Genomic DNA, 12,301 nt, shown 5'->3' on the forward strand with positions numbered 1-12,301 from the left:
CGAATACGGTGCATCAGTCACACATGTACTGACTGACACTGCGCATTCGCGAGCAAGCCCGCTCCCACAGGGGCTGTGTCAGGTTCTGACACCTCGGCTCCATCCCCTCCTACGGTCAATTCTCTTCTCCCCCTTTCTGTATGGGCAGCCTGTTGTCGCCTGTAAAAAACCTCGATATAACGGTTAGTGGCATCCCGCCACCCGACAGGTAGTACTGCATGCACTTGCCCGGGAAGGGCAAGCTGGAGCGTTGACATGAACCATGGAAGTTTTGTCATTGAAAAGCTGTTCAAGCACTACAACGTTCATGTTGAGCAGCTAGGAAACGATTCTGCAAAAAAGACCGTCTTGATGGTCAACGGCGCGCTGTCCACCACGCGCTCGTTCGCTCGCACCAGTAAATGCCTGGCAGAGCATTTCAATGTGCTGCTGTTCGACCTGCCGTTCTCCGGCTATTCCCGCGAACACAACACTGACCTCGACCTGGTAACCAAGGACGACGAGGTGCACATGCTGCGCGCCCTGGTCGAGCGTTTCCAGGTCAACCACCTGGTGTCGGCCTCCTGGGGTGGTATCTCGACGCTGCTGACCCTGGCGCACAACCCACCCTCCATCGAAAGCTCGGTGGTGATGGCCCTGGCACCCAACCTCAATCAAGCCATGCTCGACTACGTGGAACGTGTGCGCGTGCTGATCGAAGCGGATGACAAGTCTGCCGTCGGCCACTTGCTCAATGAAACCGTGGGCAAATACTTGTCGCCCCGGCTCAAACGCAACAACCACCGTCACCTGTCGACCATGGCCACCACCGAGTACCGCCAGGCGCGTTTCCATATCCACCAGGTACTGGCCTTGGGCGATGGCAACTACCTGCCGGCACTGCGGCAGATTGAAACACCAGTGCACTTCCTCAACGGCGCGCTGGACGAATACACCCCCGCCGCCGAGGCCCAGTTATTCAAGCAGTACGTGGGGCGCAGCAGCTTTGCCGTGGCCGAGCAGACGGGCCACTTGCTCGACCTTGAATCCAACGAAGCCGCCGTAGCGGTGCACCGTGAGCTGCTGGATTTCCTGGTGGGAAAACACGCGACGGTTGGCGCATAATCGCAAACACATAGCCTGCTATCAAAAAGGTATTCCATGCCGAACCGCGTCCCGCTTGATGCCAAGACCGCCCGCTGGCTCCCCTGGGTGGTCGCGATTGCCTTCTTCATGCAGTCGCTGGACGGGACGATCCTCAATACGGCACTGCCGGCGATGGCACGGGACCTCGCAGAGAACCCATTGCGCATGCAAGGGGTGGTGATCGCCTACATGCTCACCGTCGCCTTGCTGATCCCGGCGTCGGGCTGGATCGCTGACCGCTTCGGCACCAAGAAAATCTTCTTTGGCGCCATCATGCTGTTCAGCATTGGCTCGCTGCTGTGCGCCCTGTCCAGCAGCCTGACCATGCTGGTGGGCGCACGGGTGATCCAAGGCCTGGGCGGTGCGCTGATGCTGCCCGTCGGGCGACTGGTGGTGCTGCGCGCCTACCCCCGCTCCGAACTGGTGCGCATCATGGGCTTCATCACCATCCCCGGCTTGCTCGGCCCGTTGCTCGGCCCGACCATGGGCGGCTGGATGGTGCAGTACCTGACATGGCACTGGATCTTTCTGATCAATTTGCCGGTGGGCATGATCGGCTGCTACGCCGTGTGGAAATTCATCCCCGACCTGCGCGGCACTGAGCGCACGCGATTCGACGGAATCGGCTTCCTGCTGTTTGGCGCCGCGATGATCCTGATTACCATCGCCATGGAAGGCCTGGGCGAGCTGCACCTGCCGCACTTGCGGGTGATGTTGCTGCTGTTCGGCGGGCTCGCGTGCCTGGCGGCGTATTGGCTGCGGGCCGGGCATATCGATAACCCGTTGTTCTCACCGGTGCTGTTCAAGACCCGCACCTTCGCCGTGGGCATCCTCGGCAACCTGTTCGCGCGGTTGGGCAGCGGTGCCCTGCCGTTCCTGGTGCCGTTGCTGTTGCAGGTGGCACTGGGTTATTCACCGTCGGAAGCCGGCATGAGCATGTTGCCCCTGGCGGCGGCGGCGATGTTTGCCAAGTCCGTGGCACGCCCGCTGATCGAACACCTGGGCTACCGCATCGTCCTGACCGGCAACACCCTGGCGCTGGGCATCATGCTGGCGAGCATGGGACTGGTCACGGAGCACACGCCCTACCCGCTGCTACTGGGTATGCTGGCGGTACTGGGGGCGATCAATTCGCTGCAATTTACCGCCATGAACACCGTCACCCTGATCGACCTCGATGATGCCCAGGCCAGCAGCGGCAACAGCCTGCTGTCGGTGGTGGCGCAGTTGTCGCTGAGCCTCGGGGTCGCGTGCGCCGGTGCACTGCTCGGCGGATTTACCGCCGAAACCGGCAACGACGGTGTGGAAAGCGTCCTCGGCGCGTTCCAACTGACCTTCCTCACCGTGGGCATCATGGCGATGCTGGCGGCGGCGATCTTCCTGCAACTGTCGCCCAAAGACGGCAAGCGTGCAGCCAGCCCGGAGCAGCATATCGAGCATTAACAGGCTTCTCGTCTAGAACTTGCAGGGAAATTCCCACGAGGCTGGTACACTGCGCGACATTTTGTTTTGCAGAGCCAGTCCCGTGACTACCATCGCCACCGCTTTTAATACTTTGCCCCTGTCCGCCGCCATGCTGGCTAACCTCGACTCGCTGGGTTATGTCGAGATGACGCAGATCCAGGCGCAAAGCTTGCCGGTGATCCTCAAGGGGCTGGACTTGATTGCCCAGGCCAAGACCGGCAGCGGCAAGACCGCCGCCTTCGGCATCGGCCTGTTGAACCCGATCAACCCGCGTTACTTCGGCTGCCAGGCCCTGGTGATGTGCCCGACTCGTGAGCTGGCCGACCAGGTCGCCAAGGAAATTCGTCGCCTGGCCCGTGCCGAAGACAACATCAAGGTACTGACCCTGTGCGGCGGCGTGTCCCTCGGCCCGCAGATCGCCTCCCTGGAACACGGTGCCCACGTCATCGTCGGCACACCGGGTCGTATCCAGCAGCACTTGCGCAAAGGTTCGCTGGTACTCGACGGCCTGAACACGCTGATCCTCGATGAAGCCGACCGCATGCTCGACATGGGCTTCTACGACGCCATCGAAGACATCATCAGCAAGACCCCACCGCGCCGCCAAACCCTGCTGTTCTCGGCCACTTACCCGGTGAGCATCAAGCAGCTGGCCTCGAAGTTCATGCGCGCGCCGCAGCAAGTGAAAGCCGAAGCGTTCCACTCCGACGATCAGATCGAACAGCGTTTCTACGAGATCTCGCCGGAAGAGCGCATGGACGCCGTGACCAAAGTACTGGCGCACTTCCGTCCAGCCTCCTGCGTGGCCTTCTGCTTTACCAAGCAGCAAGTGCAGGAAACCGTGGATCACCTGACATCCAAGGGCATTTCCGCCGTCGGCCTGCATGGTGACCTGGAACAGCGCGACCGTGACCAAGTGCTGGCGATGTTCGCCAACCGCAGCACGTCGGTGCTCGTTGCTACGGACGTTGCCGCACGCGGTCTGGACATCGACTCGCTGGACATGGTGATCAACGTCGAACTGGCCCGCGACTCGGAAATCCACATTCACCGCGTCGGCCGTACCGGTCGTGCTGGCGAAACCGGCATCGCCATCAGCCTGGTGGCACCGTCCGAAGCGCACCGCGCCCAGGCCATCGAGCAACTGCAGAAGTCGCCACTGAACTGGGATCAACTGGACAACCTCAAGCCACAAAGCGGTGGTCCGTTGCTGCCGCAGATGAGCACCCTGTGCATCGCTGCCGGCCGTAAAGACAAGGTTCGCCCTGGCGACATCCTCGGCGCGCTGACCGGTGAAGCCGGCATCCCGGGTGCCCAGGTCGGCAAGATCGCGATCTTTGACTTCCAGGCCTTCGTGGCCGTGGAGCGCGGGATCGCCAAGCAGGCGTTGCAGCGTTTGAACGACGGCAAGATCAAAGGCCGTTCGTTGCGCGTGCGCATCCTGTAAAGATCTCCAACTTAAGGGAGATCCACATTTGACTGTATTCCAAATCAGAAAATGTATGAGGACACCGTTTTGCGCTCGACCGAAGTTGTGATCATTGGCGCCGGCGCCGCGGGCTTGATGTGCGCACTGACCGCCGCCGGGCGTGGGCGCAAAGTGATGTTGATCGACCATGCGAACAAGGCCGGCAAGAAGATCCTGATGTCCGGCGGTGGCCGCTGCAATTTCACCAATATGTACACCGAGCCGGCCAACTTCCTGTCGCACAACGCGCATTTCTGCAAGTCCGCCCTGGCGCGCTACACCCAGTGGGACTTTATCGGGTTGGTGGCCAAGCACGGCGTGCCCTATCACGAGAAGAAGCTCGGCCAGTTGTTCTGCGATAACAAGTCCAGCGACATTCTCGGCATGCTGCTCGATGAGTGCATCCAGGTCGGTGTGAGCCTGCACCTGGACACGTCGGTCCAGGAGATTGCCAAACTGGAAGCCGGTTATCAGTTGCAAACCACCTTGGGTGAGCTGCGCTGCGAATCCCTGGTGATCGCCACGGGCGGCCTGTCGATTCCGACCCTGGGCGCCACTGGGTTCGGTTACCAAGTGGCCAAGCAATTCGGCCATGAATTGCTGCCGACCCGCGCCGGGCTGGTGCCGTTCACCATCACCGACCAGCTCAAGGATCTGTGCGGCGAGTTGTCCGGCACCTCGGTGGACTGCCTGGTCAGCTGCAACGGCCAGAGCTTTCGCGAGAACATCCTGTTTACCCACCGTGGCCTGAGCGGGCCGGCGATCTTGCAGATATCCTCGTACTGGGAGCCCGGCGACACGGTGGAAATCAACCTCCTGCCCGACCACGACGCCCACACCTGGCTGCAACAGCAACAGGTCGAGCGCCCCAACAGCGAGCTGAAAACCCTGCTGGGCGAGATCTTCACCAAGAAGATGGCGAACCTGCTGGCGGAGACCTGGTTTGTGTCCAAGCCAATGAAGCAGTACACCCATGCCGAGATTGCCGATATCGCGCAAAAGCTCGGCAGCTGGCAACTGGTGCCGGCGGGCACCGAGGGTTATCGCACGGCGGAAGTGACGTTGGGTGGGGTGGATACGCGGGAAGTGTCGTCCAAGACCATGGAGTCGCTGAAAAGCCCTGGCCTGTACTTTATCGGCGAAGTGCTGGATGTGACCGGCCACCTGGGCGGCTTCAACTTCCAGTGGGCGTGGGCGTCGGGTTACGCCGCCGCACAGTACGCCTGACACAACGCGGTAAACAATGTGGGAGCGGGCTTGCTCGCGAATGCGGAGTGCCAGTCGCCGGATGAGCTGACTGCCCCACCGCTTTCGCGAGCAAGCCCGCTCCCACATTTTGATTTGTGGTGTACCAGGGAATAATTTGCTGTTGGATGTGATCGTCACGCTTGCCGTGGCGTCCTTGATAGCTCAATTTAGCGGCATCGTCCCGGAAGACTCCAGACTTCATGTCATCAACCTCGTTCAAGCAGTCCATGCGGCGCCTGTGGGCGCTGGATAAATTCAGCTACAGCATTCGGGTGTTCATCGCCCTCACCGGCAGCATGGCGCTGTGCTGGTATCAGGATGAAATGACACTGCTGATCCCGCTGTTCCTGGGGATTATCGCCAGCGCCTTGGCCGAGACCGATGACAGTTGGCAAGGCCGTCTCAATGCCCTGGCGGTGACGCTGGTGTGTTTCAGCATCGCCGCGCTGTCGGTGGAGCTGCTGTTCCCTTATCCCTGGATCTTCGCGATCTCCCTGGCCCTGGCCACCTTCTGCCTGACCATGCTCGGCGCCTTGGGCGAACGGTATGGCGCGATTGCATCGGCGACGCTGATCCTGTCGGTGTACACCATGATCGGCGTGGACCAGCGCGGTGGCGCCGTCTCCGATTTCTGGCACGAGCCGTTGCTGCTGGTGGCTGGCGCCGCCTGGTATGGCGCGCTGTCGGTGCTGTGGCAAGCGTTGTTTTCCAACCAGCCGGTGCAGCAGAGCCTGGCGCGGCTGTTTCGCGAATTGGGGCGTTACCTCAAGCTCAAGTCATCGTTGTTCGAACCGATCCGCCAACTGGATGTTGAGGCGCGTCGCCTGGAACTGGCCCAGCAAAATGGGCGAGTCGTTGCCGCGCTGAATGCGGCGAAGGAGATCATCCTGCACCGCGTCGGCAATGGCCGCCCTGGTTCGAAAGTCAGCCGCTACCTCAAGCTGTACTTCCTGGCCCAAGACATCCACGAACGCGCCAGCTCGTCCCACTACCCCTACAACGCCCTGGCCGACGCCTTCTTCCACAGCGACGTGCTGTTCCGTTGCCAGCGCCTGCTGCGCCAACAGGGCAAGGCCTGCCAGACCCTGGCCGAATCGATCCAACTGCGCCAGCCATTCATCTATGACGACAGCTTCGCCGAAGCCTTGGGCGATCTGAACGCCTCCCTGGAACACCTGCGCATCCAGAGCAACCCGGCCTGGCGCGGCCTGCTGCGCTCGCTGCGCGCCCTGGCGGCCAACCTGTCCACCCTGGACCGCCTGCTGGGCGACGCCAGCAACCCCGACAGCCTGGCGGATGCTACCGACAGCAACCTGCTGGACCGCGCCCCGCGCAACCTCAAGGAAATGTGGACACGCCTGCGTACGCAGATGACCCCCACCTCCTTGCTGTTCCGCCATGCCTTGCGCCTGTCCCTGGCGCTGACCGTGGGCTACGGCATGCTGCATGCAATTCACGCCTCCCAAGGCTACTGGATCATCCTGACCACGCTGTTCGTGTGCCAGCCCAACTACGGCGCCACCCGCCGCAAACTCGGCCAGCGGATCATCGGTACCGCCATCGGGCTAACCGTGGCTTGGGCGCTGTTCGATCTGTTCCCAAGCCCACTGGTGCAGTCGATGTTCGCCATCGCGGCCGGCCTGGTGTTCTTTATCAACCGTACCACCCGCTACACCCTGGCCACCGCCGCGATCACCTTGATGGTGTTGTTCTGCTTCAACCAAGTGGGTGACGGCTACGGCCTGTTCCTGCCGCGCCTGTTCGATACCTTGCTGGGCAGCTTGATTGCGGGCCTGGCGGTGTTCCTGTTCCTGCCGGACTGGCAGGGCCGCCGATTGAACAAAGTGCTGGCCAACACCCTGACCTGCAACAGCATCTACCTGCGCCAGATCATGCAGCAATACGCCGCCGGCAAAAGCGATGACCTGGCCTACCGCCTGGCCCGACGCAATGCGCACAACGCGGATGCGGCGCTGTCGACCACCCTGGCGAATATGCTGATGGAACCGGGGCACTTTCGTAAGGAGGCGGACGTGGGCTTCCGCTTCCTGGTGCTGTCGCACACTTTGCTCAGCTACTTGTCAGGGCTGGGGGCACACCGCGAGACCCAATTGCCAGCCGAGGTGCGGGAACACCTGATCGAAGGCGCAGGGAACACCTTGGCGGCGAGCATCGATGAAATCGCCACGGGGCTGGCGAACAAGCAGCCGATTGCAATTCAGAGCGATGCCGAGGAAGCGCTGGCGGTGGAGCTGGAGCAGATGCCGGATGAGATTGATGAGGGGCAACGGCTGGTGCAGACACAGTTGGCGTTGATTTGCCGGCAGTTGGGGCCACTGAGGACATTGGCTGCGCATCTGATCAAGGACACCCGTGCGGCTTAGACCGCTTTCGCGAGCAAGCCCGCTCCCACATTTAACCGCGCCCATCCTTTGGAATGTGGTCGAATGTGGGAGCGGGCTTGCTCGCGAAGAGGCCCGCAAGAACCCTACATCCCATGCTGCTTCATCAACCGCGCATAACTGCCATCGGCCTTCATCTTGGCAATCTCCCGGTCAAAGCTGGCGACGATCTGCGCATGCTCGGGGTTCTTCAAGCTCACCAGGATATGCAGGCTGTTTTCGCTCAAGGGCTTGGGTAAGAACTCCACTGTATTGCGCACCCGCGTCGATTCGCGGGACAAGTAATACCGCGCCACATATTCATCCTCCACCGTCAGCCGCACCCGCTGCGCCGCGAGCATGCGCACGGCCATGGCGAAGTTATGCACCGGCACTTTCTGTAACTGCGCATCGCCATCGAACGCCGCCGAATAGGCATACCCGCGCACCACGGCAATGGGGTAATCGTGCAGTTGCTCAAGGTTCTGGAATTCGATGGGATCGTCACGCCGTTTGATGAAACGCACGCGGTTGAGCAAGTACTCGCCGGAGAACTGCCCCAGCTGTGTGCGCGCATCGTCGTACCAGGCGTTCACCAATACGTCATAACGACCGTCGCCAACGCCCATCAACGCGCGAGCCCAGGGCACCTGTTCGAAATCACTGGCATAACCCGCGCGGGCCAGGGCGGTGCTGACGATATCGGTGGCAAGCCCGCCATTGATCAAGGTGGCGTCGGTAAAGGGTGGCCAGGCATCCGCTACCAGGCGCAGACGCTGTGCGAAGGCCGGCTGAGCCAGCAATAACACTCCAATCAAAGCAACGGCACGAGAGAATCGCGGCATGCTCAAAGTCCTTGGCAGGCTAGCTCAGGCGAGACCTGAGGTTCTAACAGTAGCTCAGATTACACAAAGAAAGCGGCGCCGCACGCACTCAATGATGGCAAATTGATTTCACTCACAAAAATAGTCGATTTAGACACGAATGGCTGTCGCGCTTACTATCCGCAGCAGACATTTAATAAGAGAACATGCCATGACAATTGAATGGGTCTGCAAGCACCACGATGACCTGGGCAAGGAGCAGCTTTACGCCATCCTGCGCCTGCGCAACGAGGTCTTCGTTGTCGAGCAGAAATGTGCTTACCAGGACCTCGACGGGCAGGACTTGTCGGGCGACACCCACCACCTGATGGCCTGGCAGGATGACCAGCTGGTGGCCTACCTGCGCCTGCTGGACCCGGAATCACAGGGCGGTGATGTGGTCATCGGTCGCGTGATCGTGGCGTCGGTAGCGCGCGGCACCGGGCTGGGGCATCAAATGATGGAAGAGACACTCAAGCGGATCGGCGATATCTGGCCGCAGACGCCGATTTTCCTGTCAGCCCAAGCGCATTTGCAGGGGTATTACGGGCGATACGGATTTGTGGTGGCCGGAGAGGAATACCTTGAGGACGATATTCCGCACATTGGCATGAGAAAGGACTAGGGATAACCCAGCACCTGCTTGATCAGCCCAAGGTTCGCCTCGATCCAGCGCCGATCAATGGCCCCCCAACTGCGAATCCGATAGTGCCCGGCATGGTTGCGGGCACCGTCTTCCTGCTCGAATTCACACAGGATATCCAGGTCAGCCAACGCCGCAATCGTATCCTGGGCCGTGCGCCGGGGCATGCCGGTGACGTCGGTCAGCGCCGGGACATTGCTGGCTTGCCCGCTGTCGATCAGGTAAGCCACGTACAGGCGGCGGTAGAAGCTGCTCTTGGTCTTGCTCACATCCATGGTCGGTCGCCTTGTGCGGTCAGGGTTTGCCCTGCAGGTCGCGGTACGTGAGGTAGACGCGCAGGTCGAATTCCACCTGATGGTAGCCCGGCATCATGTACTCACAGAGTTTGTAGAACGCTTTGTTGTGGTCCGATTCCTTGAAGTGCGCCAGTTCATGCACCACGATCATGCGCAGGAACTCCGGCGCGGCCTCCTTGAACAGGGCCGCAATGCGGATCTCTTTCTTGGATTTAAGGTTGCCGCCCTGCACCCGCGAGATGGTGGTGTGCAGGCCGAGGGCACGGTGGGTCAGGTCCAGACGGTTATCGAACAACACCTTATCGATGGCCGGGGCATTGCGCAGGTGTTCCTGCTTCAGGGCCAGGGCGTAGGCGTACAACGCCTTGTCGCTCTGCACGGCGTGGCGTTCGGGGTAACGTTGTTCCAGGTAGGCACCCAATTGGTCCTTGGCGATCAATTGGCGCACTTGCTCTTGCAGAGCGGCGGGATAGGCCTGGAGGTATTTCAGCGCGGTCATGGGGTCTGCAACAGGGTTCGAATGGGCGCCAGTGTAGCGAATTCAGCACGCGCGAGCGCGCGACCAATCAGCCACTTCCTCAGCCATCAACGGCGACGCCGCTATCGGGCCCTGTATAAACGGGCAACCATTGGCCTTGAGCCATCGGGCTTGCTCTTGGGTTTCTACCCCTTCAGCCACTACCACAACATCAAAATGCCCGCACAGCTCGATGATACTGCGCGCCATCACCGCATCCCGCGCCGAGTCGGGCAGGCGCGCGACCAGTTGTGGGTCGAGCTTGAGGGTGTCGAAGGCCAGATCACGCAGATGCGCCAGGGAACAATTGCCCAGGCCAAAATCATCCAGGGCGGTGCGCACACCAATCTGGCGCAACAACTTAAGCTGTTTGGTCGACTCCTCCAGGTTACTCATCAGGCAGTCTTCACTGATTTCCACCTCCAGCTGTCGACCCTGCAACCCATGTCGCTCAATGACCTGCTGCAACTGGGCCGCCAGATTAGGCATATTGAACTGGCTGCTGCTCAGGCTCACGCTCAGCACCAGCTCCTCATCGAACGCCGATTGCCAGGCCTGACGCTGGGCGGCGACCTGCTGGTAGATCCAGGTACTCAACTGGCTGATCAGCCGCGCTTCTTCAAGCAACGGCAGGAACAAACCCGGCGGCACATCGCCGACGCTCGGATGCTGCCAGCGCAACAGCGCCTCGACACCGCGTAGACGCCCGCCTTCCAGGGACACCTGGGGCTGGTAAACCAGAGTGAAATCCTTGTTTTGAATCGCCGTGCGCACGCTGTCTTCGAGCATCAGCCGAGAGCGGGCGCGCCCGTTCATTTCCTGATCGTAATAACGGTATTGCTGACGCCCGGCGCGCTTGGCCTCGTACATGGCAATGTCAGCCGCACGCAACAGACCGCTCAAGTCCGAACCACACTCCGGGAACATCGCAATGCCGATACTGACGCCCAGCATCACATCCAGGCCGTCGATCTGCTGGCACACCGATACTCGTTCGATCAGTTTTTCCGCAATCTTCGCGGCTTGCTCTGGAAATTCCAGCTCCAGCAACGCCGTGAATTCATCCCCGCCCATCCGCCCGAGCATGTCGCCGGATCGCAAACAGGCCTGCATCTGTTCCGAGACCCAGCGCAACACCCGGTCTCCTGCGTCGTGCCCCAACGAGTCATTGACCCGTTTGAAGCCATCCAGGTCCAGGTACAGCAACACCAGAGACTGCTCGTTACGCTCGCTGCGCAGCAGCATGTTCTCCACCGCCTGATGAAAGCCACGCCGGTTCAACAACCCGGTCAACGGATCGGTCACCGCCTGGAACTCCAACTGCTGATGCAAATGGCGCACTTCAGACATGTCCAGCACCGTCACCACCATAGCCTTCTGCTCGGCGGGCAACGGCGCGCATGACAGTGCCACCGGTACCTGCTGACCGCGACCGGTGCGTAAAATAGCGTCGTGCTGACGCCAGGTTTCGCCTTTGCGATAAGCCTCGAACATCGGGAACCCCAGCCAGGCCGGTACATGGGGTTTTTGCAGGAAACTCAGGAAGCTCTCACCCTGCAATTCGGTCATGGTGGCATTCAGAAGCCGCGAAATAGCCGGGTTGGCGTACTCGATCACACTCCCTTCACCCACCACCAGAATGCCCTCGGCGGCGTTATCCAGCACCGATGCATTAAAGGCGCGGGCGGACTCTAGGTCATGGCTCAAGCGCTGCAAGGCACGGCGATTGCGCTGATGCTCCAACAGAGCCTGGACCTTGGGCTTGAGGATGTTCGGATCAAACGGCTTGAACAGATAATCGACGGCGCCACTGGCATAACCCTCCAGCACCGCCGCGGGGGACTGGGCGTTAGCCGTAAGAAAGATGATAGGCGTCATGCACGTGCGTTGGCTGCCGCGCATCAGCCGCGCCACCTCAAAGCCATCCATGCCTGGCATGCGCACGTCCAGCAAGACCAGATCGACGTCGTGGGCGAGCAACAATTCCAAAGCTTCCAGGCCAGAACCTGCGGTGATCACCCGCCAGTCTTCACGCTGCAAGAGCGCACGCATACTGACTAGGTTTTCGGGGTAGTCATCGACCACCAAAAGAACTGAACTGCCATCGGCGTGGTGTGGAGCGCATTCCATGCTACGTCTCTTCCTAGGGAGCCACTCCGGTCAATTCTGACAGAAAACCCGGACAAACTCTGAGGCCTCACTCTAGCCCCGCTTCCAAAAAAGCAGAAGTAACGACGGTGCCATCATTGCGCCAATTTTCAGGAAGCCGACTAACGGTAACCCGCTACAGCCCGCG

At 60.7% G+C, this 12,301-nt stretch carries 10 protein-coding genes; 6 read left to right on the top strand and 4 right to left on the bottom strand.

Features of this window, described 5'->3' with window-relative positions; genetic code table 11:
- The first annotated feature begins 255 nt into the window (after positions 1-255).
- The 5 genes from BMZ57_RS10795 (at position 256) to yccS (ending at position 7,689) form a co-directional block, all read left to right on the top strand.
- On the top strand, positions 256-1,104 hold the full coding sequence (locus BMZ57_RS10795) for an alpha/beta fold hydrolase (protein ID WP_010207135.1): 849 nt from the start codon (positions 256-258) through the stop codon (positions 1,102-1,104).
- A gap of 36 nt (positions 1,105-1,140) precedes the next feature.
- Positions 1,141-2,568, top strand: coding sequence for a multidrug transporter subunit MdtD (gene mdtD, locus BMZ57_RS10800; RefSeq protein WP_010207136.1), 1,428 nt, complete (start codon positions 1,141-1,143; stop codon positions 2,566-2,568).
- A 130-nt stretch (positions 2,569-2,698) separates the two neighbouring features.
- Positions 2,699-4,036: an ATP-dependent RNA helicase DbpA gene (dbpA, locus tag BMZ57_RS10805; RefSeq protein WP_231501119.1), complete on the top strand. Its 1,338-nt coding sequence runs from the start codon at positions 2,699-2,701 to the stop codon at positions 4,034-4,036.
- 69 nt (positions 4,037-4,105) lie between these two features.
- Positions 4,106-5,284 (top strand): BaiN/RdsA family NAD(P)/FAD-dependent oxidoreductase, encoded by a 1,179-nt coding sequence (locus tag BMZ57_RS10810; protein ID WP_010207139.1) that lies wholly within the window; start codon positions 4,106-4,108, stop codon positions 5,282-5,284.
- A 221-nt stretch (positions 5,285-5,505) separates the two neighbouring features.
- A complete protein-coding gene (gene yccS, locus BMZ57_RS10815; protein WP_010207141.1) occupies positions 5,506-7,689 on the top strand; it encodes a YccS family putative transporter in 2,184 nt (727 codons plus the stop codon).
- Between the two features lie 104 nt (positions 7,690-7,793).
- Here the strand turns inward: yccS and BMZ57_RS10820 are convergent, their stop codons facing one another.
- The gene (locus tag BMZ57_RS10820) at positions 7,794-8,531 is read right to left on the bottom strand and encodes a substrate-binding periplasmic protein (RefSeq protein ID WP_010207143.1); all 738 of its coding nucleotides are present in this window, start codon (positions 8,529-8,531) and stop codon (positions 7,794-7,796) included.
- Between the two features lie 190 nt (positions 8,532-8,721).
- On the opposite strand from BMZ57_RS10820, the gene BMZ57_RS10825 reads away from it, so the two are divergent.
- A complete protein-coding gene (locus tag BMZ57_RS10825; protein ID WP_010207146.1) occupies positions 8,722-9,174 on the top strand; it encodes a GNAT family N-acetyltransferase in 453 nt (150 codons plus the stop codon).
- On the opposite strand, the gene BMZ57_RS10830 is transcribed toward BMZ57_RS10825, so the two are convergent.
- Genes BMZ57_RS10830 through BMZ57_RS10840 form a run of 3 tightly spaced genes read right to left on the bottom strand, consistent with a single transcriptional unit; the run spans position 9,171 to position 12,135 of the window.
- Complete coding sequence (locus tag BMZ57_RS10830; protein WP_010207147.1) at positions 9,171-9,467, bottom strand: winged helix-turn-helix domain-containing protein; 297 nt, start codon at positions 9,465-9,467, stop codon at positions 9,171-9,173. The two genes, BMZ57_RS10825 and BMZ57_RS10830, sit on opposite strands and share 4 nt — an antisense overlap.
- A gap of 19 nt (positions 9,468-9,486) precedes the next feature.
- The gene (locus BMZ57_RS10835) at positions 9,487-9,987 is read right to left on the bottom strand and encodes a M48 metallopeptidase family protein (RefSeq protein ID WP_010207148.1); all 501 of its coding nucleotides are present in this window, start codon (positions 9,985-9,987) and stop codon (positions 9,487-9,489) included.
- Between the two features lie 42 nt (positions 9,988-10,029).
- Positions 10,030-12,135: a putative bifunctional diguanylate cyclase/phosphodiesterase gene (locus BMZ57_RS10840; protein WP_010207149.1), complete on the bottom strand. Its 2,106-nt coding sequence runs from the start codon at positions 12,133-12,135 to the stop codon at positions 10,030-10,032.
- Positions 12,136-12,301 lie beyond the last annotated feature (166 nt).

This window comes from Pseudomonas simiae (genome assembly GCF_900111895.1).
In the GTDB taxonomy this organism is placed as follows: domain Bacteria; phylum Pseudomonadota; class Gammaproteobacteria; order Pseudomonadales; family Pseudomonadaceae; genus Aquipseudomonas; species Aquipseudomonas simiae.

What these genes read in the sequence shown, in the direction of transcription:
- BMZ57_RS10795 (WP_010207135.1), top strand. Translation starts at nt 256, where the DNA reads ATGAACCATGGAAGTTTTGTCATTGAAAAGCTGTTCAAGCACTACAAC.
- mdtD (WP_010207136.1), top strand. Translation starts at nt 1,141, where the DNA reads ATGCCGAACCGCGTCCCGCTTGATGCCAAGACCGCCCGCTGGCTCCCC.
- dbpA (WP_231501119.1), top strand. Translation starts at nt 2,699, where the DNA reads ATGCTGGCTAACCTCGACTCGCTGGGTTATGTCGAGATGACGCAGATC.
- yccS (WP_010207141.1), top strand. Translation starts at nt 5,506, where the DNA reads ATGTCATCAACCTCGTTCAAGCAGTCCATGCGGCGCCTGTGGGCGCTG.
- BMZ57_RS10820 (WP_010207143.1), bottom strand. Translation starts at nt 8,531, where the DNA reads ATGCCGCGATTCTCTCGTGCCGTTGCTTTGATTGGAGTGTTATTGCTG.
- BMZ57_RS10825 (WP_010207146.1), top strand. Translation starts at nt 8,722, where the DNA reads ATGACAATTGAATGGGTCTGCAAGCACCACGATGACCTGGGCAAGGAG.
- BMZ57_RS10830 (WP_010207147.1), bottom strand. Translation starts at nt 9,467, where the DNA reads ATGGATGTGAGCAAGACCAAGAGCAGCTTCTACCGCCGCCTGTACGTG.
- BMZ57_RS10835 (WP_010207148.1), bottom strand. Translation starts at nt 9,987, where the DNA reads ATGACCGCGCTGAAATACCTCCAGGCCTATCCCGCCGCTCTGCAAGAG.
- BMZ57_RS10840 (WP_010207149.1), bottom strand. Translation starts at nt 12,135, where the DNA reads ATGGAATGCGCTCCACACCACGCCGATGGCAGTTCAGTTCTTTTGGTG.